Source organism: Streptomyces humidus (assembly GCF_014649655.1).
Classification (GTDB): Bacteria; Actinomycetota; Actinomycetes; order Streptomycetales; family Streptomycetaceae; genus Streptomyces; species Streptomyces humidus.
This window is the reverse complement of the sequence record NZ_BMTL01000013.1, coordinates 1-25,436: the sequence shown is the minus strand read 5'-3', so window position 1 is coordinate 25,436 and position 25,436 is coordinate 1. Positions and strand designations below refer to the sequence as shown.

General features: G+C 70.0%; 24 protein-coding genes and 1 pseudogene. 9 read left to right on the top strand and 16 right to left on the bottom strand.

The genetic code is table 11. From position 1 onward, the window contains the following. The first annotated feature begins 391 nt into the window (after window positions 1-391). Window positions 392-1,897, top strand: a complete 1,506-nt coding sequence (locus IE239_RS16895; RefSeq protein ID WP_190150158.1) for a SulP family inorganic anion transporter — start codon at window positions 392-394, stop codon at window positions 1,895-1,897. A 339-nt stretch (window positions 1,898-2,236) separates the two neighbouring features. On the opposite strand, the gene IE239_RS16890 is transcribed toward IE239_RS16895, so the two are convergent. From IE239_RS16890 to IE239_RS16870, 5 genes and pseudogenes are all read right to left on the bottom strand, one after another. After that, a complete protein-coding gene (locus tag IE239_RS16890; RefSeq protein ID WP_190150157.1) occupies window positions 2,237-2,713 on the bottom strand; it encodes a CBS domain-containing protein in 477 nt (158 codons plus the stop codon). 152 nt (window positions 2,714-2,865) lie between these two features. Further along, window positions 2,866-3,213 carry a hypothetical protein gene (locus IE239_RS16885; protein ID WP_190150156.1) on the bottom strand — a complete coding sequence of 116 codons (348 nt, stop codon included), beginning with the start codon at window positions 3,211-3,213 and terminating at the stop codon, window positions 2,866-2,868. 140 nt (window positions 3,214-3,353) lie between these two features. Further along, entirely contained in the window at window positions 3,354-4,787 is a 1,434-nt protein-coding gene (locus IE239_RS16880; RefSeq protein WP_190150155.1) for a flotillin family protein, read from the bottom strand. 109 nt (window positions 4,788-4,896) lie between these two features. Next, window positions 4,897-5,412, bottom strand: a complete 516-nt coding sequence (locus tag IE239_RS16875) for an NfeD C-terminal domain-containing protein (protein WP_190150154.1) — start codon at window positions 5,410-5,412, stop codon at window positions 4,897-4,899. Window positions 5,413-5,741: 329 nt separating this feature from the next. Next, window positions 5,742-6,274 (bottom strand): annotated as a pseudogene (locus IE239_RS16870) (TerD family protein). A gap of 370 nt (window positions 6,275-6,644) precedes the next feature. On the opposite strand from IE239_RS16870, the gene IE239_RS16865 reads away from it, so the two are divergent. From IE239_RS16865 to IE239_RS16855, 3 genes are all read left to right on the top strand, one after another. After that, a complete protein-coding gene (locus IE239_RS16865; protein WP_229878134.1) occupies window positions 6,645-7,415 on the top strand; it encodes a hypothetical protein in 771 nt (256 codons plus the stop codon). Between the two features lie 195 nt (window positions 7,416-7,610). Continuing rightward, window positions 7,611-8,264: a superoxide dismutase family protein gene (locus IE239_RS16860; protein ID WP_229878133.1), complete on the top strand. Its 654-nt coding sequence runs from the start codon at window positions 7,611-7,613 to the stop codon at window positions 8,262-8,264. Window positions 8,265-8,296: 32 nt separating this feature from the next. Then, the gene (locus IE239_RS16855) at window positions 8,297-8,833 is read left to right on the top strand and encodes a copper resistance CopC family protein (RefSeq protein ID WP_229878132.1); all 537 of its coding nucleotides are present in this window, start codon (window positions 8,297-8,299) and stop codon (window positions 8,831-8,833) included. Between the two features lie 281 nt (window positions 8,834-9,114). Here IE239_RS16855 and IE239_RS16850 read toward each other — a convergent pair whose 3' ends face one another. After that, on the bottom strand, window positions 9,115-9,552 hold the full coding sequence (locus IE239_RS16850; RefSeq protein ID WP_190150152.1) for a hypothetical protein: 438 nt from the start codon (window positions 9,550-9,552) through the stop codon (window positions 9,115-9,117). 343 nt (window positions 9,553-9,895) lie between these two features. Next, a complete protein-coding gene (locus tag IE239_RS16845; protein WP_190150151.1) occupies window positions 9,896-10,417 on the bottom strand; it encodes a nitroreductase family deazaflavin-dependent oxidoreductase in 522 nt (173 codons plus the stop codon). Between the two features lie 172 nt (window positions 10,418-10,589). Here IE239_RS16845 and IE239_RS16840 point away from each other — a divergent pair, with 172 nt between their 5' ends. From IE239_RS16840 to IE239_RS16830, 3 genes are all read left to right on the top strand, one after another. Further along, on the top strand, window positions 10,590-11,678 hold the full coding sequence (locus tag IE239_RS16840) for a PP2C family protein-serine/threonine phosphatase (RefSeq protein WP_190150150.1): 1,089 nt from the start codon (window positions 10,590-10,592) through the stop codon (window positions 11,676-11,678). Between the two features lie 34 nt (window positions 11,679-11,712). Next, a complete protein-coding gene (locus IE239_RS16835; RefSeq protein ID WP_190150149.1) occupies window positions 11,713-12,249 on the top strand; it encodes a MarR family winged helix-turn-helix transcriptional regulator in 537 nt (178 codons plus the stop codon). A 136-nt stretch (window positions 12,250-12,385) separates the two neighbouring features. Further along, entirely contained in the window at window positions 12,386-13,111 is a 726-nt protein-coding gene (locus IE239_RS16830) for a hypothetical protein (RefSeq protein ID WP_190150148.1), read from the top strand. On the opposite strand, the gene IE239_RS16825 is transcribed toward IE239_RS16830, so the two are convergent. From IE239_RS16825 to IE239_RS16805, 5 genes are all read right to left on the bottom strand, one after another. Continuing rightward, window positions 13,100-13,840, bottom strand: a complete 741-nt coding sequence (locus IE239_RS16825) for a DUF4142 domain-containing protein (protein ID WP_190150147.1) — start codon at window positions 13,838-13,840, stop codon at window positions 13,100-13,102. The two genes, IE239_RS16830 and IE239_RS16825, sit on opposite strands and share 12 nt — an antisense overlap. A gap of 432 nt (window positions 13,841-14,272) precedes the next feature. Continuing rightward, window positions 14,273-14,710, bottom strand: a complete 438-nt coding sequence (locus IE239_RS16820) for an STAS domain-containing protein (protein WP_190150146.1) — start codon at window positions 14,708-14,710, stop codon at window positions 14,273-14,275. A gap of 600 nt (window positions 14,711-15,310) precedes the next feature. After that, the gene (locus IE239_RS16815; RefSeq protein WP_190150145.1) at window positions 15,311-17,080 is read right to left on the bottom strand and encodes a copper resistance CopC/CopD family protein; all 1,770 of its coding nucleotides are present in this window, start codon (window positions 17,078-17,080) and stop codon (window positions 15,311-15,313) included. A 95-nt stretch (window positions 17,081-17,175) separates the two neighbouring features. Beyond that, complete coding sequence (locus IE239_RS16810) at window positions 17,176-17,892, bottom strand: DUF1775 domain-containing protein (RefSeq protein ID WP_190150144.1); 717 nt, start codon at window positions 17,890-17,892, stop codon at window positions 17,176-17,178. A 33-nt stretch (window positions 17,893-17,925) separates the two neighbouring features. Continuing rightward, window positions 17,926-18,645: a hypothetical protein gene (locus IE239_RS16805; RefSeq protein WP_190150143.1), complete on the bottom strand. Its 720-nt coding sequence runs from the start codon at window positions 18,643-18,645 to the stop codon at window positions 17,926-17,928. Window positions 18,646-18,869: 224 nt separating this feature from the next. Between IE239_RS16805 and IE239_RS16800 the strand changes: the two genes are divergently transcribed. Both IE239_RS16800 and IE239_RS16795 read left to right on the top strand, forming a co-directional pair. Then, window positions 18,870-20,663, top strand: coding sequence for a chloride channel protein (locus IE239_RS16800; protein WP_190150142.1), 1,794 nt, complete (start codon window positions 18,870-18,872; stop codon window positions 20,661-20,663). 168 nt (window positions 20,664-20,831) lie between these two features. After that, a complete protein-coding gene (locus tag IE239_RS16795; protein ID WP_190150141.1) occupies window positions 20,832-21,077 on the top strand; it encodes a hypothetical protein in 246 nt (81 codons plus the stop codon). A 228-nt stretch (window positions 21,078-21,305) separates the two neighbouring features. Here the strand turns inward: IE239_RS16795 and thpD are convergent, their stop codons facing one another. The 4 genes from thpD to ectA are packed head-to-tail and all read right to left on the bottom strand — an operon-like array spanning window position 21,306 to window position 24,388. Then, window positions 21,306-22,163 carry an ectoine hydroxylase gene (thpD, locus tag IE239_RS16790; RefSeq protein WP_190150140.1) on the bottom strand — a complete coding sequence of 286 codons (858 nt, stop codon included), beginning with the start codon at window positions 22,161-22,163 and terminating at the stop codon, window positions 21,306-21,308. 1 nt (window position 22,164) lies between these two features. After that, complete coding sequence (locus IE239_RS16785) at window positions 22,165-22,563, bottom strand: ectoine synthase (RefSeq protein ID WP_190150139.1); 399 nt, start codon at window positions 22,561-22,563, stop codon at window positions 22,165-22,167. Further along, the gene (gene ectB, locus IE239_RS16780) at window positions 22,560-23,849 is read right to left on the bottom strand and encodes a diaminobutyrate--2-oxoglutarate transaminase (RefSeq protein WP_190150138.1); all 1,290 of its coding nucleotides are present in this window, start codon (window positions 23,847-23,849) and stop codon (window positions 22,560-22,562) included. The genes IE239_RS16785 and ectB overlap by 4 nt, the downstream gene beginning before the upstream one ends. Window positions 23,850-23,872: 23 nt before the next feature. Then, entirely contained in the window at window positions 23,873-24,388 is a 516-nt protein-coding gene (gene ectA / locus IE239_RS16775) for a diaminobutyrate acetyltransferase (protein WP_190150137.1), read from the bottom strand. Between the last annotated feature and the right edge of the window lie 1,048 nt (window positions 24,389-25,436).

Sequence of the window (25,436 nt, the reverse complement as noted above, 5' to 3'; positions counted from 1 at the left end):
CCTGGCCCTTCCCGTCGTGGCGGCCCGCGTACCGTGCAACCCTGCCGACTTCTACTCTAACGTTAGGGTAGAGTTGATGAAGGTGAGGGCGGCCCAGCTGCCCGCTGCCGCCGTTCCGGGGCCGATGGCGCCCCCGGCGAAGATCCGATTCTTGCAGGAGAGAGCGTGCGCGAGTCCATGACGCCGATCGCCGCCGCCTGCCCGCCGTGACCCTTCGCCCTCGGACGTGACCTGCCCGGCCGGCCACCGCCCAGCCCACCGGCTCGCGTCCCCCCACGACTTCCCGGCCCGCCTCGGGCCGCCCGCGGGATGCCAGCCGGTCTCCTGCGCTCCCTTTTCGCACAGCCCGGCCTGCCCGCGGTGTGCCCGAGCACGACAGGTACGCATCTCCTTGTCTTCTGTTGCTGTGACTCCCGCTGGGCGGCCGCGCGGCCCCAAGCCGGACTGGCTGAACAGCCCGAAGGTCTGGCGCACCGAGATCCTGGCCGGTCTCGTCGTCGCCCTGGCCCTGATTCCCGAAGCGATCTCCTTCTCGATCATCGCTGGAGTCGACCCGGCGATCGGCCTGTTCGCCTCCTTCACCATGGCCGTCACGATCTCCATCGTCGGCGGACGCCGCGCGATGATCTCCGCCGCCACCGGCGCAGTCGCGCTCGTCATCGCACCCATGAACCGTGAACACGGTCTCGGCTACCTGGTCGCGACCGTCATCCTGGCCGGCGTCTTCCAGGTGATCCTCGGCGCGGTCGGCGTGGCCAAGCTCATGCGGTTCGTGCCCCGCTCGGTGATGACCGGCTTCGTCAACGCTCTCGCCATCATGATCTTCATGGCGCAGGTGCCGGAAATGCACGACGTGCCCTGGCCGGTCTACCCGCTGATCATCGGCGGTCTTGCGCTGATGGTGTTCTTCCCGAAGGTCACCAAGGTGATCCCTGCCCCGCTGGTCTCCATCGTCATCCTCACCGTGATCACCGTCGCGGCCGGTATCGCCGTGCCCACCGTCGGCGACAAGGGTGAACTGCCGTCCTCGCTGCCGGTGCCGGGCCTGCCGGACGTGCCGTTCACCCTGGACACCCTGACCACCATCGCCCCCTCCGCCCTCGCGATGGCGCTGGTCGGCCTTATGGAGTCGCTGATGACCGCGAAGCTGGTCGACGACATCACCGACACGCACTCCTCCAAGACCCGCGAGTCCATCGGCCAGGGCATCGCCAACATCGTCACCGGGTTCTTCGGCGGTATGGGCGGCTGTGCCATGATCGGCCAGACGATGATCAACGTGAAGGTCTCCGGCGCCCGCACCCGCCTGTCCACCTTCCTCGCCGGCGTGTTCCTGATGGTGCTGTGCGTCGTCTTCGGCCCGGTCGTCTCCGACATCCCTATGGCCGCCCTGGTCGCGGTCATGGTCATGGTCGCCTTCGGCACCTTCGACTGGCACTCCATCGCCCCCAAGACCCTCAGGCGGATGCCCACCGGCGAGATCACCGTCATGATCATTACAGTGGTCGTCGTCGTGGCCACCTCCAACCTCGCCATCGGCGTCGTCGCGGGCTCCCTCACCGCTATGGCCATCTTCGCCAAGCGCGTCGCCCACTTCGCCCACGTCACCTCGGTCACCGACCCCGACGGCACCAGCGTGGTGTACTCCGTGACCGGCGAGCTGTTCTTCGCCTCCTCCAACGACCTCGTCGGCCAGTTCAACTACGCCACCGACCCGGACAAGGTCGTCATCGACCTGTCCGCCGCCCATGTCTGGGACGCCTCCTCCGTGGCCGCCTTGGACGCGATCGAGACGAAGTACGCCCAGCGGGGCAAGACGGTCGAGATCATTGGCCTGAACGACCCGAGCGCAGACCTCCATGGCAAGCTCACCGGCGAACTCGCCGGCAGCCACTGACAGCTCACCGACGACTCGTAGCGCATCTTCCACAGCGTCTTGTCCCGCAGTGCCACCTCCAGTCGCCACAGGGCCGCGGTCTGAATCTCCGCCAGAGCCTTGGTGCGGTCTGGCGGCGCTGGCCGCTGCCCGATGCCGGTCGTCGGATCGCGTTCGATCCAGCCCTGGCGCTGCCACAGCACGGCAACGCCGACAAGACGGCCCCCGCCGCTGCCGGCCAGAAGCGGCGGCGCACCCAGAACCACTGCACAAGCCCGGCGCCGACGAGGGGCCCGACGAGCGGCTGTCCGAGTCTCACCCGCCCACCCAGGGCGGATGCGCCGACCTCGCAGCCCTCGGTCACGCCGGGCTCGATGTCCCCCCGGCGCCGAGCAGCTCGTACAGGAGGTGCGAGGCCGTGATCACGCCGAGCACGTGCGTTCCGGCCTTGTCCTTCGTCCCCACCGCCACCAGAGGGCTGCGCACCCGCGCCATCAGCGCGGCCACCTCCAGCGCGGTGTCGTCGGGGTCGGCGATCGGCGGCGGATCGGCCTTGCTGGAGAGGCAGTCGCCGACGCGTCGGCCCGCCAGGGCCTGGCACAACCGGTCGGCGTGCTTCTCGTCGATGACGGCGGCGAGAGCGGGGTCCTCGATGACATAGGCGGGCACCAGGATCTTGATCATCTGGGAGGCGGGAAGGATCGCCTTCGGCTCGCCCCGTTCGTCCACCACGAGCAGGGCCGGCAGCCTGTGCTCAGCCATCAGCCGGGCCGCCTCCATCGCATCGCTGTCGACGCTCACCGTCTCGTACTCGGCCGCCAGGTCACGCGCGCGCATGGCGGGCTCCTCATCTGCTGGAAAGGTTTATTCACTCACCGTCTTACGTCATCGGCGAGCGGGCCAGGTCATTGATGCGAAAGATACGCGGCGGCACCGGTGGAACCACCGCATCAGGGAGAACAAGCCCCAGCCGGTCCGCGGCGACGCCATCAGGACCGATCGCCGATGCCCTGGCCGCCGATCTGTGGAGGGACGGCGCTGCGGCGGAACCGGTCACCGAGCTGGGAGCCGGCGATGAGTCCCGACGCGAACAGCAGCAGACCGGCCTCCACCACGGGCAGGAGGAACATCGCGTCCTTGCCGACGAGCCCGCCCCACCTGCCCAGCGGGACGACGAGCCCGCCGACCCACATCACCAGCATGGCGACACCCCGGACTCGGATGCCCCAGGGCGTCGTACGACTGCGGACCCGCTTCGGCGCCCAGCCCCGCAACGAGGCGATCGACCAGGGCAGCACGAAGGCCGACCAGCCGATCAACCATGCCCACAGGAACATCTCCCACACTCCTTCTCGAGACGGCCGAGCGGCCGCAAGGCGTTCGCGACCGCTCGTCGGCGATCAGGGGACGCCGACGTCCGTCCTTGAAGCCCGGGCGGTTCGCAGCCGCCCGGGCTCACTGCACTGCCGTACCGGCGTCAGCCGGTGATCTCGATCTTGCCGTTGGCTTCGGCCGATGCCGCGGCCCCCGGCTGCGCACCGCCGTCCCGCTTGGTCATACCCTTCAGCAGCTCGGCGAGGTCGACTCCGGTCGTGGAGCTGAGGAGTTCGACGCCCTGGGCGACGTTGTCGGCGACCGTGCGAGAGAGTTGCGAGGCACCGTCGGTGGAGATCACCGTCATCTTGTCGATGGCGCTGAGCGGCTCGGACGCCTTGGCCACGACCTGGGGCAGGACCTCGACGAGCATCTGGAGCACGGCCGCGTCACCGTACTGGCCGAACGCGTCGGCCTTCTTCCGCATCGCCTCCGCCTCGGCGGCGCCCTTCGCGCCGATCGCGGCGGCTTCGGCCTCACCCTCGATACGGACGGCGTCGGCGAGCGCGGCGCGCTGCGCCCTCTCGCCCTCACCGGTCAGCCTCGACCGCTGGGCGTCCGCCTCGGCCTCCTTGACCAGGGCGATGCGGCGGGCCTCGGCCTCCTGCTCGGCCTGGTACCGGGCGGCGTCGGCGGGCTTGCGCACCTTGGTGTCCAACTCGCGGTCGGTCAGCGCGGCCTGCCGCTCGGCGACCTTCTCCTGCTCGGCGAGCACTTCCTGCCGCCGCGCTGCCTCGGCCAGCGGACCGGCCGCAGCTGCTCGGGCCGCGGCCTCGTCGGTCTCGGCCTTGATCTCCGCCTGCTTCAGCGCGAAGGTCCGCTGCGCGATGGCGATCTCCTCCTCGGCCTTCAGCCGGGCCTGCTCGGCCGCGCGGCGGGCGACCGCCTCCGCGATGTCGGCCTCCTGCCTGGCGCGGGCGGCCTCCGGGCGGCCGAGGTCCTCCAGGTAGGAGCCCTCGGTGCTGATGTCCTGGATCTGGAAGGCGTCCAGCACCAGGCCCTGCCCGGACAGGCTCGCCTCGGCCTCCTCCGCGACCTGCCCGGCGAATGCGGCCCGGTCGCGGATGATGTCCTCCACCGACATCCGGCCCACGATGGCACGCAGCGCGCCGGAGAGCACCTCCTGGGTGAACCCGACGATCCCGTCCTGCTGCATCAAAAACCGCTGGGCAGCGGCACGGATGGAATCCTCGCTGCCACCGACCTTGACGATGGCCACGCCTTCCAGGTGGGCCTTGACACCGCGCAGGGTGACCGCGCCGCGCACCGCCACCGGGATGTGCCGCGAGGAGAGGTCGAGGGTGAACTTCTGCTGCACGAACGGCACGACGAACACACCGCCGCCCACCACGACCTTCTGCCCGCTGTTGTCGGTGAAGACCCGGCCGGTCTCCGGATCGGTGGCCTGCTTGCCGCGCCGGCCGGTGACGATGAACGCCTCACTGGGACCGGCGACCTTGTAACGGGTGACGACGACCAGGCCGAGCAGCGCAAGGAGTACGACGACTCCCACCACGGCGAAGACGACTGGACTCATGGTGATTCCCCCTCAGCCCTCCCAGGGGACGGCGGATCGATACGGGTTCGTGTGAAGAAGTGGGCACCGGCGCTGCCGGCGCGCCGGGAGGTGCGGCGGTGCGGTGCGGTCAGTGATCCACGGGGCGTACGGACACCGCTGTCTGAGACAGCGCCTCTTCCACCCAGACCTCGACCCCCCGAGCGACCGGCGACGGACTCTTCGCGGAGAGTTTCACCGGCTGCCCGGCCAGATGGACCAGCACCTCGCCGTAGCCGCCGACCGGAATCGCCGTCACCACGGATCCGGAGACGCCGAGCAGATCGACGTCGCGCGGAGCAGCACCGGACCGGTCTCGCAGGAGCACCTGGCTGAGGCGGTACGCGAGCCAGCCCGCGACGATCCCGGCCGGAACGCCGATCGCGGTCGCACCGACCGCGCCCACACCCGTGGTGCCCATGGCGATCGCACCGCAGAAGCCGAGCATGGAGACGAATCCGGCGACGACCGGAAGCGAGAGCAGGCCGTCGAAGAGACCGTCCAGCACGCCTACGCCGTCGAAGAGCCCTTCGAGGACGCCGTCGAGGACGAGCGACAGCACGAGGAGCACGACTCCCGCGATGCCGAGACCCAGAAACCAGCCCATCCGCCCCCACCACCCGTCCATCGCGTCGCCGTGCCGTCGGGTGCATGCTCACACGTTTCGGGTGGTACTGACATTGCCTGTTGCCGGCAATCTTTACGCTTCTTTAATGCCGGACTCCGCACCGCCCGGCGCGCTCCCCAGCCGGGGGAACTGGTTCATGCTTGCCGAGGGGCGCCGAGCGAGGTTGCCGGAGCATGGCGCAACGTCCCGTCCCCTTGGTAAGCAGCACCGTCCGCCGTCCGCCGTCCGCCGCCCTCGCCGTCGGATGACGGGATGCGTGGTGTTCGCGGGCACGGTGGCCGGCCATATCTCTTCGTGCTGTGGTTCGGTCAGGGGCGCGGGGCGGAGCCCATCTCCGTGCCGAAGACGATCGGCTCGCTGCCGAACCCTCGGACCATCTCATGGAACTCCCATGTTCCGGAGGCGTCCCTGACGAACTCCGCGACGGTTCCGGCGGTGGCTCCCGCGAGTTTCGCGAAGTCGTTCTTGAGCAGCTCCGCATACCCCACCACGACCAGAACTCCGGCGTTCGACAGGTCGCCGAAGGTCTTGGGCCCGGTGTTCTGGTGGATCGCCACGCCCACGACCACTCGTGCGAAGGAGGGAGCGAGGCGATCGAGTTCAAGGTCATCGCTTCGACGTAGCCGAAGCCCTGGCCGGTCTGGCTGTGTCGGCTCATGTTGATGGTGCCGTCCGGTGAGCGGCTGTCGAAGTGGACGATGTACACCGGCCGCCCGTAGGGGGCGTCCGCCGAGTAGGTCGCGGCGATGATGTCGAGATGATGAGGAGGCTGATTCAGGGGACTCGGGTCCCACTTGAGCCGCACCTCGACCTTCTCCAGCCCGTTGCTGCGATTGCTCACCGGATTGTCGCCTCTTTCGCTGTCAAGCCACCACGCGATGTCTCCCGCATGCCAAGTATGGCTTGCCGCCACCCCGTTGAAGCCCGGTAGCTCCGTGCGGCGCGGCGCGTGCTCGCACACCGTCCAGTGTCACCTCGCTGCCCGTGGAGCTCCGGCCATCGGTGTTCCGCGGTCACGAGTGGCCGCCGATCGGTGCTCCAGGCCCCTTCCAGGTGGTCGCAGGTTGTCTGCCGACGCGGCACTCGCCACCCCCCTGTGCGTGAACGCGGGCACGCCGTCGTCCGTATGAAGCGGGAAGCCCACAGGTTCGAGGAGTTGTCGGATGTCCCGGAGGTGCCGCGGCGGCGGAGCGTGCCGGGGAGGTCACCTGATGCAGAACCGGGAGGGCGCCCGTGCCCCGCGTCTGCTGCGGGCCGGTGTCTTCGCGGCTGTCTGCGTGGTGACGACGGCGCTGGGTCACGCCGTGATGTCCGGTGACGTCCTGCCCTGGTGGACCCTGGGATCGGCGTTGGCCGGGACGGCCTGGGGCGCCTGGTGGCTGACCGGCGGGGAACGCGGGGCCGCCGCCGTGGTCGGTGCCACCGTCGTCGCGCAGGGATTGCTGCACCTGTTGTTCGATCTGGCCCACGTGCTCGTCCGTGGACGGGCCGGCCTACCGCCCGTCGGACAAGCCCCGGGCATGGACCACGGGATCATGTTCTCCCATTCCGGCATGGCCGTGCACATGGACCATTCGGATGCGGGCCTCTCCCTGGGGCACGCCGGGACGCCCGGAGCGCCTTTCGCTGCGCTCCTCGAGTCCGTCGTGGCTCAACAGGGCTCCGGCGGGATGTACCTGGCGCATCTGTCGGCCGCCGTCGTGTGCGGACTGTGGCTGTGGCGAGGCGAGGCGGCCGCACACCAGGTGGGCCGGGCCCTGGCCGTGGTGTTGTTCGCGCCGCTGCGACGGATCTGCCGCGTGCTCGCGCACCCCGCCCTCGACCGGCGGGCCCCCTCGGTATGCGCAGCCATGACCGAGGGGGAGACGGCGCGGACCGCTCCCGTACTGCTGAGGCATGCCGTCGTCCGCAGAGGACCGCCGTCGGCGGGTTCAGCAGTCGTTCGTCCGCCTGCCGGCCCCCTGCCCGTCGTACGGCCCTGAAGCACCCTTTCCTGTGTCGGGCCCGGGTGCTGGGCCGGGGCAGGCGCATGGCCGACGTGCCCGTTTCACGCGCGTCGGCCGTCCACTTCGGCCTCGGCGTGCCCTACGTCCGGCGCGCGAGCTGTTCGGTGTCCGCCGAAAGCGCCGCGTCGTGGCGGGGCTCCGCAGCCCGCCCATCGATCGGGAGATTCTTTGATGCACCACGCCATATCCGTGCCCGCACACGCGGCCGGTGATCCGCGGTCCCCCCGGCCCCTCGGCCGTGGACCCCGGCTCGTCGCCTTCGGCGTCCTCGTGGCCGCCACGTCCGTCCTGCTGTCCGGCTGCGGCGGCGACTCGGCGGACCACGCCTCCGCCCAGACTGCCTCCTCCGCCTCGTCCTCCGCCAAGGGCAGGGACGGGATGGCGGGGATGGACATGGGGGACCCGTCCGCCACCCCCGCCGACAAAATCCCCGGAGCGACCGTGGTCAAGGGCGCCTTCACGCTTCTCGACACCCGCCCGCCGGGCATGGACGACGTCGCGGGCAGCGCCTGGCTCGCGCAAGGCTCCAAGGGCACCACCGTGACCGTGTCCCTGACCGGTCTCAAGCCCGGTGCCTCCTACATGGCCCATCTGCACGCCCAGCACTGCTCCGCCAAGAACGGCGGGGAGCACTTCCGGTTCGAGAAGGGCGGTGCGACCACGCCCCCCAACGAGGTGCACCTGATGTTCACCGCCGACAAGTCCGGGATGGGAATGACTACAGTGAACAATTCCCGCAAGACCGGCAGGGACGCGGTCGCGATCGTCGTCCACCCCAGCGAGGCACAGGACAACCGGATCGCATGCGCGGACTTCGACTTCTGAGGGCGGCGTCAGGACCGCTCGGGTGCGCGGGTGTGCTGCTGCTTCTCGGCGGCACACCCGCGTACGCCCACACCGCACTCGAGGACGCCACACCGGCACCAGGCGCCAAGGTCGCGGCCGGGACCGACGTCGTCGCGCTGACCTTCAAAGACCTGAAGTCCGGCGTCCCGCCGAAGATCGGAATGGTCGGAGCCGACGGCACGACCGTCCCGGTCGGAGCGCCGGTCGTCACCGGCGGTGGCACCGCGTGCGCCGCGGTCCCCCCGCTGCCCGTGGGTGTCGTCACCCTCACCTACACGGTCACCGCCGGCGACGGGGACGCCCAGACCAGCGCGTTCCAGTTCGAGGTCGTGGACGGCGCCAAGCCCTTCGAGCCCCCGTCCGCCTGCGCCGATCTGAGCCTGCCGGCTCCGGACACCGGCGGTGCCGACACCGTCCTGGGCCTCGGAGGCGCCAACGCGACGGCCGTTCTCGCCGGGGCCGTCGCCGTGATCGCGGGCGGAGGGGTCGTCGCCGTCCGCAGACGACGCCGAACAGGACTGCCGGCGGAAGGGGGAGCCGCCGAATGACCTGAAGCCTGTTCATCTCTCGGGCCGCGCTCAGGCGGGTGCGGCCCGAGCGGGGTTCCCGCGACACGCGAGGGATCCTGCTTCGCGCCACGGCCCCAGATCAGAGGCTGGTGGGCGGTCAGACGGTGCTCAGCAGTTTGCCGGCTTGGCGCAGTTCCTTATGCGGCATTGCCAGGCCGTTGACGTGCACTGTGGCAGGGGTGAGATTGCCGGGTGTCGGCAACTCGTCTGCTGGTCGACGGGTGCTCACACGGTCGCCGCGACAGGCGTGCCGGGCCGAGCTACTCGTCGCTGCCTCGGGGACGCACCGGGGAGGGAAGCGCGCCCTCGGTCGTCGGTGGCTCGAAGATGCTTTCCGACTGCCCTGCCGTGGGGGTGTTCTGTTCCTCGGACAGTCCCGGCGCGCCCCGGGGCAGGCAGGAGAAGATCCCCAGCAGTGCGACAACGGCGGCGACCGCGCCGAGGGCGCGGAGCCCTCTGCGGACCCTTTCCCGGATGCTCAGGTCCTGCCATGCCGGTCCGGGCCAGTCGTCGTCCGGTTGCCAGACGTCACCGACGCAGTCGGCTTCGCGGACAGGGGCGCTGTCGCGCGGAAACAGCCGTTCCAGTGCTGAGGGTTCCCGTGGTGCGGAGCGTCGAATGGCTTCTTCGTTGTCGTTGAGGAACTTCAGCCAGATGCTCTCGGGATCGGTGGGGCCGGTGGGCTCGGGCGCAGTCACGGTGCCTGCCCATCTCCCTTCTGGCCGGATCCGGGGGGGCCTGCCGACGGCCAGTGCGCCGTTCCGTGCCGCATCAACCGTGTCAGCTTCACTCCTGGGCGCCGAAACGGCGACCGGCCGTCGGCTCGGCTCCCCCGCACAATCATTGCACAGTGCAAAATGAGATCGCCAGTCTATGTGCCGCTTCATGGGGAGGCTTTGCCCGCGCTTGAGCCGCAGCGGATCTGGCTGCGTCGTGTGCACGAGACAGGGAACGCGTCCCCAGGGCTCGGGGAGATCATCGTCGCCCCGCAGGAGGAAGGCGCCGCCGGATACGGCTCCTCGCATGTCCCCGGCCAGGGCGTCACCTACGTCTGCGGCGCTGCGGGCGGTGTCCGTCGGCAGCTTCGAGGCGGACGAACGGTATGGCCCGGCCCGCGTCGCGGAACGACGCCTCGCTGCCGTCGGCGGGCAGGCCCATGAACGCGCAGAGGCGGCGGGCCGTGCGGGGATGCCGACGGGCGTAGTCCGCCATGATCTGGGCGCCGTCGTCGGGGGAGAGGAAGCGGGCGGTGACGGCGTGGTGGCGGTTGCCGATCTGGATGACGGTCTTCGGGTGTGCGCGCAGGTTGCGGTACCAGTCCGAGCCGTGGCCGAAGCCGGAGGCGACGGTCCAGCCGGGGTGCAGGGTCTCGTGCGCCACTACTTCGAGGACGACGTGGCGGTCCAGGCCCGTCGTGCGGCCGACGTGGCGCAGGAGGAGGAACCGCTTGCCGAGAACCGGCCCGAGTCCGGCGCGGAAGAGCAGGAGAGGTGCGCGCGCGACCAGGCGTCGCCAGCCGGTGGGGAGTTGAGGGCGGGTGTCACGGGTTCCTCTGTGGGGCATCGTCGTCTTCCCGGAGTGTCGTCGGAGGCGCCGGTGTTCGGCCTCGATTGGGTAAAGGGCCGGTGTGAGCGCCGCTTCAGCGCAACAACCATTGCATAGTCTAAATACGAGAGCGCGCCTGCGGAGGGAGAAGGCCGTTTTCGAGCACCGCGACCACCTGAGGAGGACGTCCATGATCATGAGCCGGCAGGCGTCCGGATCCCGGCTCCTGTCCTGGTTGCCGGTGACCGCGATGGGCGTGGTGGCCGTGGCGGACGTGGTGGCGGGACCCGGGGTGGGGTTCCTGCCGCTGGTCTCGCTCGGGCCCGCCTTCGCCGGGCTGGTCGGAGGCTGGCGGCGTACCGCACTGATCGGCGTGCTGGCGCTGGTGCTCTGCCTGGCTCTCGGCCTGTACGACGGCCTCTTCGAAGGGCGCCGCGGGTTCACCGCCCTGATCTCGGTGGTCGGGGTCACGGGCGCGGGCGTCGCGGCCGCCGTGATGCGCTCGCGGCGCGAGGCCGAGCTGGCCAGCGTGCGGTCGATCGCCGAGGTGGCCCAGCGGGTGCTGCTGCGCCCGGTACCGCGGACGGCCGGCCCGCTGCAGGCGGCGGTCTCCTACACCTCCGCCGTCGCGGAGGCGCGCATCGGCGGGGATCTGTACGAGGTGGTCCCCTCCCCGCACGGTGTCCGGGTCATCGTGGGCGATGTCCAGGGCAAGGGCCTGGCCGCGGTGGAGACGGCCGCCGTGGTGCTCGGCGCCTTCCGGGAGGCGGCCCACGATGAGAGCGACCTGGTGGGGCTGGGGGAGCGGCTGGAGCGCAGCGTGGCCCGTGAGCTGGAGGGTGAGAAGTTCGTCACTGCCGTCCTCGCGGAGATCGGTTCGGCCGGCGGGGCTGTCTTCCTGAACTACGGTCATCCGCCTCCCATGGTCGTACGCCAGGACGGCACGGTGGGCTTCCCACAGCCGCCCGCCTACGCGCTGCCGCTCGGTCTGGGGGTCCACGGGGCCGAGGGGCCCGAGCCCTACCGGGTGGACTTCGAGCCCGGAGCGCAACTCCTGCTGTATACCGACGGCGTCAGCGAGGCCCGGGACGAGCGGGGGGCCTTTTACCCGCTCGCCGACCGGGCGTACCTGCTCAAGGACCCCGACGCGCAGCTGGCCCTCGAAGCCCTGCGGGAGGATCTGATGCGGCATGCGGCGGGCCCTCCGCACGACGACGCGGCCATGCTCCTGCTGCGCTTCCATGGTCATGGGAAGGGAAAATCTGTTCGCGACGCGTGAGTGAGCAGGTGCTTCGGCGCGATAGAAAGGATGTATGCCGCAGCACGAGAGCCCCGTGGGGGCCATGGACGATGTCGACGAGGTCACCCGAGCGGTGCTGACCGCGTCCCGGTTGCTGGTGGCCGTCTCCGCCCGCTCGATCGCAGCGGTCGAGGAGAGAGTGACCCTCGCGCAGTTCCGGATGCTCGTCGTGCTCTCCAGCCGCGGGGCGACCAAGCTGGTCGCCCTGGCCGAACTGCTCCAGGTGGCGCCGTCGACGGCCATGCGCATGGTGGACCGGCTCATCGCCGCCGGGCTCGCCGACCGCCAGACCAACCCCGGCAACCGGCGCGAGACCCTGCTGCAGCTCACCGACGAGGGTCGGCGCACCGTCGAGGAGGTCACGGCCCGGCGGCGTGAGGAGATCGCCGCGATCGTCGCACGGCTCAGGCCGACGGAGCGGCTGGCGCTCGTCGAGGCGCTGGGCGCCTTCAACGAGGCGGGAGGGGAGCCGCCCGCTTTCGAAGCGGACGAACCGGAACCGCATCCGCTCGGCTGGGGGGCGGACGCGGCAGGGGCCCGAGAGGCGTAAGCCCCCGGCCGCCTTCGCGCTGCGCCGGCCGAGAGGCGGACGGGCCCGCCCTTCCCGGACTCCTCGACCTTTTGCATAATGCAAGAAAAGTGCGGGCGCGGTTCGCCGCATCGGGACGGGAAAGGGTGAGTGGCGCATGCGCTGGTGGCGTCGCGCGCCCCGCGATGTGGAGCCCCGTCTGGCGGGGCATCTGCGTGCCAGTGTGTGGGGGCCTGCCGAGTTCGTCGGCCTCCCTCCGTGGTGGCTGGTCGGGGAGGGCGTTCTCGCGGCGGCGCTGGCCGTCGCGAGCATCGTCGGCACGTCCGTCTTCGGGGCCTGGACGGGGCGCCCGGGGCTGGCCGACGGTGCGGTCGGCCTGGTGTGTGCGCTCGCGCTCGTTGTCCACCTGATCGTGGTGCGGGCGGGCCGGGCGCTGGTGGGCGTCGTCGCCGTGCTCGCGGCTTGCCTCGCGGCCCAGGCGCCGCAGGCCGCCGCCGGCGTCGTACTGGGGGAGCAGGGGCGGGTGCAGTCCGTGGTGGTGACGTCGGTGCGGGACGAGGGGGCGGTGCGGGGCGGCCGTGGTCGCTATCTCTGCTCCGTGGCCGACCGGCGTGGGGTGCCGCTGCAGGTGCGGGTCTGGCGTGGCTGTGGGCAGGCCACCCGCCCCGGCGACGCCCTTGCCGTCGTCTACGACCCGCGGGGACGGGTGCCTCCGCGCGGTGTCGGGGCGGGTGTCGGGGCGTTGCGTGCGTTGCTCGGCCTGACCGGGTGGGCGGCCGCTCTCGTCGCGGCCACGGTCGTCGCGGTCGTGCGCTCGTACCGGATGACCGTCCCGTCGGCCGGCCGACGGGACGGCGCCGGCACCGAATGGTCATCCGGCTGACGGACTGGGCGTCGGGGCCGAAGTGTTGATGTTGAGGTCGGGGCGGGCGGCGAGGACGACGATGGGGGCGCCGGGCTGGGGTGGGGGCGGGGTGAGTTGGTCCTTCGGGAGCTTGGGCGGGGTGGACTGCTGGAAGTTGACCAGTTCGCTGTTGATCACGCCGGTGTTCTCCAGGACGGTGATGTGGTCCAGGACGGTGTCGTTGGCGAGGTCGGCGAGCTGACGGACCAGGGTGTTCCTGGTGGTCGCGCGGATTTTCGCGATGACCGGGAAGATCTGGCCGTGGGTGACGCGCATGATGTTGGCGGCGGTGCTGTCGAACTGCCTGCCGGACTCCGCCGCCGAGGTCGCCACGAACTGCTGCTGTTGCGGACTGGCCTGATTGGGCAGCGTGACGTTCAGCATGGGCGCGATCTTGAGGCACATCGCGTCCAGACCGGCGTGCCCGACGATCAGGTGTTTGCCGGCCTCTTTCATCTCCTGCGTCGATCCCTTCTTCATGGCCATTTCGCCCAGGGGGTACTCCCACAGGCCCGCCGCGCGGACCTTGACGACGAAGTCGCGGTCCGCCTCCGTCAGCGGACCGAACTGGGTGTTGGCGATGATGCGCGAAGTGTCGCTCGATGTGGTCTGGATGCCGAGCATGGCCGGGTAGGCGAGAGCGCTGATGGTCAGGCCGAGAGCGCCGACCACGAAGACCGTTCCCATCTTGCTGCGCGATGTGGGCATGGGTGCCTCCGGACGAGAGGAGTACGGACGAAAGGAGGTACGGATGCGCGGCGTCCCCGGATCATTGCAGGAGACAAATTTTGCATGAGATGGTGTGGTGTGCGTCACAGTCCTCGCCCCGGAGTGGCAGTCGGCCGGTGGTGCAGGTATCGGTCGGTACTCCCTCGGGTGGAGTGAGGGTGGTGACGGGCTTTACGGGCTGGTGCGGGGGAGGCGTGACCTGCGAGACGGGCAGTCTGGGCGGTCTCCTGGGGAGGGTGTGGCCGAAGCCGGCGGAGCCGGTGTTCAGAGTCGCCGGGAGACGCGGTTCGACGGTCGGTCCGCCGCAGCGGTCCACAAAGCCCCTCGGGCACGCGGCGGAGGTCGCTCCGCCCTTCAGAACATCGGGTGCGTGGGTTCCTGCCGACTCCGGAGGCGGCCACGGGCCCGTACTCAGGACGCGTCCCCCAAAGCGAGCTGGGTGGTCAGACCCGCCCGCTCCGCAGTGGCCCGGAGCACCCCGCTGGCTCGGGTGAACTGCACGTCGATACCGGCCAGGGGCAGGGTCCGGTGAATACTCAGCAGGGTGTACAGGCCCGGGTAGTCGCAGAAGGTGATGCCCGACAGGTCCAGCACCAGCAAGCCGCCGGCGGAGTGGGCGGCGAGCACGGCCAGATGCTCTCGGAGTGCATGCGCGGTGTCGGCGTCGAGCTCTCCGGCGAGATGCAACTCCAGTCGCGGCGGAAGGCGTCCTCCGCTCTCCCGGCGGACGGACAGTCTCGAGGACGAAGCCGCTTCATGGGGCTCTTGCGGCAGGGTCGACTCGTCGCCGCCCGTCAGTGCGGCACCGACCGTCTCGTCATCCTGCGGGTCGGGCTGAGATGGTGGCATCGGCTTTCCGGATCGGCTCGGCAACAGTTGCCGACCAGACTTCCCGGCGCACCAGGAAGCACCAGCAGCGCTTCCACGCCTGCATCTTTGCACAGGGTAAAGATCGGCATCAACACCCGGCGAAGACTTTCGTCCCGCCGACGTGATCGCCGTCATCAGGCCCCAGATGTCGCCGCCCCGTGCGGGCGGCCGTCCGGCCGCACGGGGCGAAAGGACGGTCGGCCGAACCCCCTGCGCTCGAGTCGTCATCCCCGAGACGCGCACCGCTCGGGCGACGCGGCCCCGCCAGGCGCCGGCTCACTTCCGAGGCAGCCCCTACTTCGCGGCTTCCCAGCGATTCCCGCATAGGCAGCGCCTGGGCCGCCATCCACGCCATCGACTTCGACCAGCGCGACCTCGCCCGGACGGTCACCCGTCGCCGAGAGTCAGGTTGCTTCACGAACCCGGAGCCGACGGGTCAGAACGTCCGCCACGCTGCGTGTCTGGGCACCCGCCTCGGTCCTGACCCACACCGGACGAGTCCCTGAGTCAGGCGCCCATGGACGACCCGGAGGCTCAGCGCGCGTTTTGTGCAATGCGAGAAGACGGGACGAGGGGTTGTCAGGGTCCGATGTCGACCTGGTGCTCCACGGTGACCTGGTCGACTTCCGACACCCGTACAGTGACCCGCATCGTCCACGTCCCTTCCGTGGGCAGGGTGAGACTGTCACTGCCCCAGTAGCCGCGCTCGTCCACGAGCTCCGCATCCAGGGGACCCACGCCCTGCGAAACCAGGGTGAAGGCGAGACGCAGTTCGGGCACAGGTACGAGCCCGCCGTCTGCGCCGTAGACGACCGCCTGGACCGCGTTGCGTCCGACCCGCCCGGGTTCCAGGACGATCTGCACCCTGCCGCTCCCCAGGGGTCCCAGGGTGCGACTGCCGGTGTCGAAAGGGACCATCGACAAGGACTGAGTGGGCTGACCGGGCACGAGAACCGCCAGTGCAGCCGATTCCTCGGCCGCCCGTCCGGTCTGCGTCCCGGTCAGCATGGTGGTGAGCATCAGGACCACCATGCCGACCGCCACCTCGGCCAGCACGCACCGGCGCAGCCCGTGCCGCTGCGCTGTCCGCTCCGTCGGAACCCCGGCCCTGGACGGGACGGTGCCGCAGGGATCGTCCGCCTCCCGGCCGCCCACCGCGATCGGCGCCCGCTCCGGCTCGGGCGCCGTGAGCAGCCGCCCGGTCCAGCGCCGTGACTGCGCGGCCACCGCCAGTACCACCAGCACGGTCCACACCTTGAGCGACAGCGTCCTGCCGTACCCGGTGTGCAGCAGCGCGTCCCAGGACCCCAGCCCGCGCCAGGACTGGTAGACGCCGGTGGCGGCGAGAACCGTCACCGAGACGAACGCCAGCCGGGAGAAGCGGGCGACCGCGGCGGGAGGGAGCGGATCCTTGGCCGGTGCCTGGTACAGGATGGTGAGCAGGGCGGCCAGCCCGCCCAGCCACACCGCCATCGCGAGCAGATGAAGTGCGGTGGAGACGACCGCCACGGGGACCTGGACGCCGACTGCAGCATGCTCGGCGACGACCCAGGTCGCTGCCATGGCCAGGGCGAACAGGGCACCGGCCATCCTCCCGAGCCGGTCGGCGCCTTGCCGGACCCTCCGGTTCCGAACGAGCACGGCCAAGACGAGCAGCAGCACCAGCCGCACCAGCAGGGCGACGCCTGACCGGGTCTCCATCGTGGCGCGCAGCGACCGCGCGTCGAACACCGCGCCCGGTCCTTCGCCGCTGTCGTACGGTCCGCGGAGCAGCACCAAGGCCAGGGTGGACAGCGCCAGCACCCACCAGCCGGTCACGAAGAGTCGGCGTACGGCTCGCCGGGCCGTGGCCGTCGGCCAGCAGGCCAGGACGAACACGGTGATGCCGATGAGCAGGGCCAGTCCCGCGTAGGCGACGTAGCGGGCCGTTTCGTTCAGCGCGCTCGTGGCCCTGGGTACGGCCGGCTGCGCGGTGGCGGCGGGCCTGGCGGGCGAGCGTTTGCCGACGGAGAAGGTGAAGGCTCCGGTCACGGCGTGGCTGTCCGCCGACACCACCCGCCAGGAGACGGTGTACGTGCCCTGGCCAAGCCCTCCGGCGAGGCGGACGCGGGCCGTGTTGCCCTGTCCGTCGGCGTGCTCCGGATCGCCCGCTGTCGCCGGGCGGTTGTCGGGGTCGAGGACGCGGACGGAGTTCTCGACGAGGGCGACGGCTTCGTCGAAGGTCACCGTGATCTGTCGTGGCGCGGTCTTCAGGACGACGCCCTCGCGGGGGTCGCTGCTCGTGAACACGGCGTGCGCGGAGGCCGGGGTCACACCGGCCAGGAGAGAGAGGGTGAACGCCACAGCCACGACGAGCAGGGCCCGGTACGTCCGGTGGGCGCCAGGTGTCGGCCGACGTACGGGACTGGAGAGCGTTACCCGGACGCCGAAGGTGGACGCTCGGTTCACCGCGCACCGCCCCGCCCGGCGCGACGCTGGTTCAGCCGCCAGGCGAATGCGCCGAGCCCGAGCAGGGCGGCGGCTGCCCCGGCGGCGATCAGCCCTCCGGGCGGGTTCTCACCCTCCGTGTGCGCCGAGGCACTGGCGTCGCCGCCGTCGGAGAGGCCTTCGGACGGTGTGCGGGACGCCCGTGTGGAAGGCGGGCTGAGGGGCTGCGCGTCGGCGGTCGCGGGCCTCAGCTTCAGCACCGGAGCTGGCTGGTCCGACTCCGCTTCCTGCGTGGGCAGTTCGATCCAGCGCGAGACCCTGCCGTCGCCGTAGGTGTCGACGGTCTTGAACACGAGCTCCTGGACGTCGGGCAACTGCCGCACGGTGATCGCGTGTTCGGCGTCCGCTCCCGTCGCCAGAGCAGGGCCGCCGATCGTGTAGCCGTCCGAGGTGGTCTTCAGAGTCCAGCCCTTCGGGGCGTGCGCGAGCGTCACGTCGTCCGGCTCGATGCCTTTCGGCAGGGCGACGCGCACCCGGGCGAAGCCCGCCGTGTCGGACTCGGCCTCGGAGGTGAAGGTGAGGGTGACGTTGCGGGCCAGAGCCCTCGGGGTGTCGGCCTCGACCTCCGTGTGGGCGGACGCGGGGTGGGCCAGGACGAAAGCGGATGTCAGAGCGAGGGCGCCGACCACGGCGATGCGGCCGAACTCGCGAGCAGCGGGATTCAGGGATTGCACGGAAGACAGGGGCACGAACGAACTCCGGAAGCGTCAGGCCGGGCGGGCTTCGACCCGACCGGATGATGGCGAAGGGACCGGAACGACGAGGTCTTCCGGTGGCCCCCGGCGCGGCAGCGCACGTTCCGGCGCTCCGGATCCGATCGGCAGGCAAGTCCGTCGGCACGCCGCTCGCCGCAAGACCGGCGGCACCCGGCGCACCGGGCGAGTCAGCAGCTTGGCCCACAACCGTCTCAGCCGCACACGCGCGGCCACGATCACGCGTCGTGCCGTGCGGGCGCCGGCCAAGGCGGCCGCGACGGCCGCGTCGGCCTGGTGCAGCAGCCATGCCACGGCGAGCGCTGCGCCCATGTGGACAGCGGTCATAGCGGCGGAGGACTGGTGCCAGGAGTGGCCGTCGCCGGAGGCCGTCACCGAGCCGCCGCTCATCGCATCTACGGCGTGACCGGCGTGGACCGCTGTGCTCCGGTGCCCGTCGGCCGCCCAGGCGAGAACCAGATGGAGCGCACCCTGCACGGCCAGCGTGCATCCGACCGTGGCCAGCGGGGAGAAACGACGGCGGGCGGCGGGCCAGACACCCGCGAACTGCAGGAGCACAAGGGCGGCCACAAGGCGCCACGGCTCTGCCGCGCCGCCGGCCGCATGGTGGCCGAGGGCGGCGAGGACGGTCCCCGCCAGGGCGAAGACTCCCGCCCGGGCACAGGCGCCCGACGGGTTCGCCCGCTCTCCCTCGCCCCTCTCAGGGAGGGACACGCAGGCGCCCTTTCGCACGTCTACCCCCTCGCAGGCTCGACCGTATCCGGTGCGTCGGCACCCCGTCATGGTGCGGGTACGGCGGCGGATCCCCCAGCGTTCACTCTCCTGGCCCCGCAGTGCCGCCCGCCCGTCGTCCTCGCCGGAGACCGTCACCAGCGGACGTGCTCGCATAGCCCCACTTGACATGCTTTGCATAATGCAAAAGTACGGAAGGGGCAGCAATGAGTGCCATCCACACGGCCAAGAACAGGCCGGCCGCAGCGCAGAAGACGCCGATCGGTCTCCCACCCTCGCGGAGACTCACCGATCTGCGCTCCGCGCCCTGGGGGCTGCCGGTACTGGCCGTGGTGGTCGGCGCCGGGGCGGGAGCGGGATCGATCGTCTTCCGCTGGTGCATCACCACCTTCACACACCTCTTCTCCGGACACGGCGACTACGCCGCGTCCCCGGGCTCCGGCAATCCGCACGTGCCGTGGCTGGGCCCGTACTTCGTGCTGATCGCTCCCGTGCTCGGCGGCCTGCTCTATGGGCCGTTGGTGTACCGCTTCGCCAGGGAGGCCCGCGGGCACGGGGTGCCCGAGGTGATGGTGGCCGTCGCCCAGCGCGGTGGGCGGATCAGCCCCAAGGTGGCCGTCGTGAAGACGCTGGCCTCCGCGCTGACCATCGGCTCGGGCGGCTCGGTGGGCCGGGAAGGGCCGATCGTGCAGATCGGCTCGACACTCGGCTCAACTCTGGGCCGTCTGGCGAAGGTGCCTGAGGGACGGATGAAGCTCCTCGTCGCCTGCGGTGCGGCGGGTGGCATCGCCGCCACTTTCAATGCTCCGCTCGCCGGCGTCTTCTTCGCCATGGAGCTGATCCTGGGCACGTTCAGCACCGAGGCGTTCGGCGCGGCCGTACTGGCCAGCGTGACGGCGAGCGTCATCGGCCGGGCGGCCTTCGGCGACGTGGCCTTCCTGAGCCTGCCGGACTTCCACGTGGACCATCTCGCGCAGTACGGCCTGTTCGCCGCGCTGGGGGTGGTGGCCGCCCTGGTCGGCGTGGGCTTCTCGCGGATCCTGTACCTGATCGAGGACGCCTGCGACTGGCTGTGGCGCGGCCCCGAGTGGCTGCGCCCGGCGGTCGGCGGCCTCGCGCTGGGCCTGGTGCTGCTTGCCCTGCCCGAGATGTACGGCGTCGGCTACCCGGTCCTGCAGAAGGCGACCGAGGGCGGGTACGCGGTCGGCTTCCTGCTGTTGCTGCTGGCCGGCAAGATGCTGGCGACCAGCCTGACGATCGGCATCGGCGGCTCGGGCGGTGTCTTCGCGCCCAGCCTGTTCATCGGGGCGATGCTCGGTGCGGCGTACGGCATCGGCGCGCACGACCTGCTGCCGGGCACCGCCGGTGCGGTGGGCGCGTACGCACTGGTCGGGATGGGCGCCGTCTTCGCTGGTGCCTCCCGCGCGCCGATCACCGCCGTGGTGATCCTCTTCGAGCTCACCGGCGAGTACTCGATCATCCTGCCGCTGATGCTGGCGATCGTGCTGGCCACCGCCACCAGCCGTGTGCTGTCCAGGGACACCGTCTACACGCTCAAGCTGCGCCGCCGCGGCATCGACATCGAGGGTCCCGCACGGGGCGCACGGCTCGGTGCGCAGCGGGTCGACGCCGTCATGGAGCCCCTGCCCTCGTCCCTGTCGTGGTCGACACCGCTCCCCGACGCCGCCGACCTGCTGAGCCTTTCCGGCCACGGCGCGCTGCCGGTCGCGGACGAGGCGGGCGCGTACGCCGGGGTGGTCACCGCCCAGGCGGTCGCCGAGGCCCTCGCCGAGCAACCGGACGCCGTGCCCACCCAGGTCGGCCGACTCGCCGAGCGACCCGCGCCCGTCACCGCGGACCAGTCCCTCGCGCAGGCGTTGAACACTCTGCTCGCGGCGGCGGGAACAGGGGTCCCGGTCCTCGATCACGCGCACGGCGAGCCGGTCGGCTGGCTCAGCCACCAAAGCGCCCTGCGCGCGGTGCACACGGCGGGCGCATAGAACTCGCCCTGCCCCCACGGCCCCGGCAGGGCGAGTACCGGACACGCCAGGGCCCCATGCACCGGCTCCGCCCTCGCAGACCAGCGCACAGCACTTCACCCTTATGTTGCACTGTGCAAAAATGGGTAGAGGCGACTTTGACGCACCCATCGCTCCCGGGAGGCAACCATGCCCACGAACCACGTCCGGCGCGCGTACTCTTTCGTGTGCCTCGACTGCGGACACGGCTGGGAAGGCGCGTACGACATCGACGTGACCGTGGACGAGCACGCCCGGATCACCGCCGACTACCAGCTCGACGGCGAACGCGTACCGTCCCCGCTGCAGTCACCGCAGTGCCCTTCCTGCGAGGGACACAAAATACGCATCATGCGGCCGGGGCGCGTGGCTTCGGCCCATCTGTACGAGACGTGACCGGCGCGGCGGCGGGCTCCCGTGGAAACCCGGCCCGACGGGGCACGCCATTCAGAGCAGTCGCCCTCCGGGTGTGCTGACGGCCGGACAGGGGCGCCCCGAAGACACGTTACTGAGGAGCCCCCGCGTCCGTGACCTGGCCATTGATCGGTCTCGTCATCTTCTCCGAGGTTCGACAGGGCAGGCGGCCCGGCCGTGCGCCTCCGCTTCGGCCGGGCCGCGGGAAACCTATCCCACCGGCAGGAAGTCGCGGGCCGCGATGAACTCCGGCCGGCGTACCGGGGCGGCGAAGGGCTCCACCGGCTGGTTCTCCACGCTGTTGAACACGATGAAGACGTTGCTGCGCGGGAAGGGCGTGATGTTGTCCCCGGAACCGTGCATGCAGTTGCAGTCGAACCAGGTCGCCGAGCCCGCGGGGCCGGTGAAGAGCTTGATGCCGTGCTCCAGGGCCATCTCGGTCAGCGCCGACGCCGAGGGGGTGCCGGCCTCCTGCATCCGCAGGGATCTCTTGTAGTTGTCCTTGGGCGTGGCTCCCGCGCAGCCGAGAAAGGTGCGGTGTGAGCTCGGCATGATCATCAAGCCGCCGTTGGTGTCACGGTTCTCGGTGAGGGCGATCGACACCGAGACGGTGCGCATCCGGGGCAGGCCGTCCTCGGCGTGCCAGGTCTCGAAGTCGGAGTGCCAGTAGAACCCGCCGGCCCCGAAGCCCGGTTTGACGTTGACGCGGCTCTGGTGGACGTAGACGTCGGAACCGAGGATCCGACGAGCGGTGTCCACAACTCTTGGGTCCCGGACGAGTCGGGCGAAGACCTCACTGATGCGATGGACTTCGAAGATCGAGCGGATCTCCTGGGAGGAGGATTCGATGATGGCACGCTCGTTGTTGCGGACCGCCGGATCGGCGATCAACCGCTTCAGTTCGGCCCGGTAGGTCAGGACTTCCGTCCGGGTGAGCAGTTCGTCCACGGTGAGGAAGCCGTCACGTTCGAAGTCGCCCAGTTCCGCGGACGGTTCGCCCCAGAGCACGGGGTCTCGGCGGGGCGTCGTCACTTCGACCGCACCGCGTGTCGGATACAGGTCGGTCATCTCAGGCTCCTTCCGTGAGCAGGGGGTAGACGCCGTTATCGTCGTGCACTTCACGGCCGGTGACCGGCGGATTGAAGACGCAGACGAAGCGCAGATCGGTGCGGGGACGCATGGTGTGCCGCTCGTGCCCGTCGAGAAGGTAGAGCGTGCCGGGGGAGATCCGGTGTGTCTCGCCGGTTTCCTCGTCGGTGAGCTCGCCCTCGCCCTCGACGCACAGGACAGCCTCGACGTGGTTCGCGTACCACATGGAAGTCGTGGTGCCCGCGTACATGACGGTCTCGTGGACGGAGAATCCCGCACCGTCCCCGGCGAGGACGAGACGCCTGCTGCGCCAGGCTCCGGTTTCGGCGGTCACATCACGGTCCGTGCCCTCGATGTCGGTCAGTGATCGAATGATCATGTGTTCGTCTCCCCCTGCGCGGTCTGGCGTACTGCCCGGGCGAGAGTGCGCAGCCCTTCGTCGAGCTCGTCGGCGGTGATGGTCAGTGCGGGCAGCAGTTTGAGAACCTCGTCCTGGGGACCCGAGGTCTCGATGAGCAGGCCCAGTTCGAAGGCGCGGGCACTGGCCCGCGATGCCCATCCCTTGTCGTCGAACTCCAGGCCCCACACCAGCCCCCGCCCGCGGTGGCGGGCACCGGTGCCGGGGTGCTCGGCGACGATCTCGCGCAGGACGGCCTCGGTCTGCTCACCACGGGCGATGGTCTGCTTCGTCATGCTGTCGCTGTCCGCCCAGTACGTGTCCAGGGCTGCCGTCGCCGTGACGAAGGCGGGGTTGTGGCCACGGAAGGTGCCGTTGTGCTCGCCGGGCTCCCAGACGTCGAGTTCGGGTTTGAAGAGGGTCAGGGCCATGGGGAGGCCGTAGCCGCCGATGGACTTGGAGAGGGTGATGATGTCGGGGACGATGCCGGCCTCCTCGAAGGAGAAGAACGAGCCCGTCCGCCCACAGCCCATCTGGACGTCGTCGACGATCAGCAGCATGTCGCGCCGCTCGCACAGATCGGCCAGACCGCGAAGCCACTCCGGGCGGGCCACGTTGACGCCGCCCTCGCCCTGGACCGTCTCGACGATCACCGCGGCGGGCTGGTTGAGTCCGGAACCCTGGTCTTCCAGCAGACGTTCGAACCAGAGGAAGTCGGCGACGCGTCCGTCGAAGTAGTTGTCGAACGGCATGGGGGTGCCGTGCACCAGCGGAATCCCCGCGCCGGCCCGCTTCATGGAGTTGCCCGTCACGGCCAGCGAGCCCAGGGACATGCCGTGGAAGGCGTTGGTGAACGAGACGATCGCCTCCCGGCCCTTGACCTTGCGGGCCAGCTTCAGCGCTGCCTCCACGGCGTTGGTGCCGGTGGGGCCGGGGAACATCACCTTGTGCGTCAGGCCGCGCGGGCGCAGCACGAGATCCTGGAAGCGCTCCAGGAAGGCTCGCTTCGCGGTCGTGCTCATGTCCAGGCTGTGCGTGACGCCGTCGCGTTCCAGGTAGTCCAGCAGGGCGCGTTTGAGTACCGGGTTGTTGTGCCCGTAGTTGAGCGCTCCGGCACCCGAGAAGAAGTCGAGATAGGTCCGCCCGTCCTCGTCATGGATGCGGCTGCCTCGGGCGCGGTCGAACACGACAGGCCAGCTGCGGCAGTAGCTGCGGACCTCGGACTCCAGGGTCTCGAAGATGGAGGGGGAAGGCTGAGTGACAGTCACTGAGGTAGGTCCTTCGGTGCGGTTCATGCCAGCGGGCCGATGCGGTAGAGGATCTCGGGCTCGTGCCCGTGCGCCGTCGGGAACAGGTCCTCGCCGAAGAGGACCTCGCGCTCGATGCGCGCCCCGCGCCGTTGGGCGAACGAGACGAACAGCCGGTGCGAGGGTTCATTGCCGGGTGTGATCGTCGTCTCGACCCGGCGCGCCCCTGCGCCCACGCCGCGCACCGCGAGGTCTTCGAGCATCCGGCCGGCCAGCCCACGACCCCGATGCGCGCGGTCCACTGCCACCTGCCAGACCACCAATGTCTGCGGGTGATCGGGCCGAATGTATCCGGTGATGAATCCTATGGGGTGGCCGAGGACGTCACGCGCCACGACGGAGGTGCGGGAGAAGTCACGGCACCACAAAAGATAGCTGTAGGCCGAATTGAGATCGAGGACCCCGGTGTCGCGGGCGATGCGCCACATAGCTGCGCTGTCTGCAATGTCGGGAAGGTCGAGAGTCGGGCAGGGCGAATCCGTCTCCTTGCTGGATTTCATGGGTGACAAACCTAGATGGAGAAGTTGAATTCCGCAGCGCACGAACTTCTCACAAGAGACCCGTCTGGGACGACTTCGATTCGGGATGAAACGGATGAAACAACACCATAAGCAGAGGGCATTTCGGTCATTGTGAAACCGGGTTACGCTGCGATAACGATCCGGAAATCCCCTGGTTTGACAGTCTCGTTACGGGGGAGGGGGAGGTTCGGGATCAGGATTTCAGCGCCAATGAAAATGTGCGCATTTATTCATGGCTCCGACGTCAGGGTTCGCGGGAGTCGTGCAGGGTGACTGTCGGGACCTTCATCGATTTCTTATGGAACCGCCCTGAATTGCCTCGCTTGCTATCCTGTTCCGAATTCCTGGAAACTTCAGCGATGGGCTCGTCTCGTTGCTGCGACCCCCTCTGGCGTCGTGAACTCATCGCGGCGTTCCCGTGCGAACCAAGTCTCGGCGGTATGTCGACGCCTCGCTGAGGGCATCGCCGCCGTCCTTGTGGACGTCAAAAGCACGTCGCGAAGCTGATCCGACGGGCCGCCGGATGCGCTGCAGGTATGCGTCGTGAGGCGGCCCCCTCCTGGACGACTGATCGCATGGGAGGGCCCCCTCGGTGACTCGAACTGTGACCTCTGGAGTCCTCCCATCTTGAGCCTATGCAATCTTTGCTCTGTAGAACCATTGCCCTTCCTTTACCGTTATCGAACCGAGGCCGAAGCTCCGGCGTGCTTGGTCGTCGTCGGTGGGCGCGGTCCCTGCCTGGGCTGACGTCGGAATGGCTTCCTGGCGTGCGCTTCGGCGCTCCGCTCCGGATCTGCGAGTCGCCATGTGGTGCACGTGATCGCGTTCCGCCCATCTCGGGGCCGTTGCGCCGGCAGCGAGCGGAGGTGGCGGGCGGGAAGGGGGTTCGTAGCCGCCTCGCGTGAGGTCGAAGTGGCCGTTCACCAGGGAGATAGATGCCAGTCGACATCCAAATGGGAGGTGGTCATGGGCCGCGTATCGCAGGCGCAGGCGGAGGAGAATCGCAGGCGGGTGGTGGACACCGCGT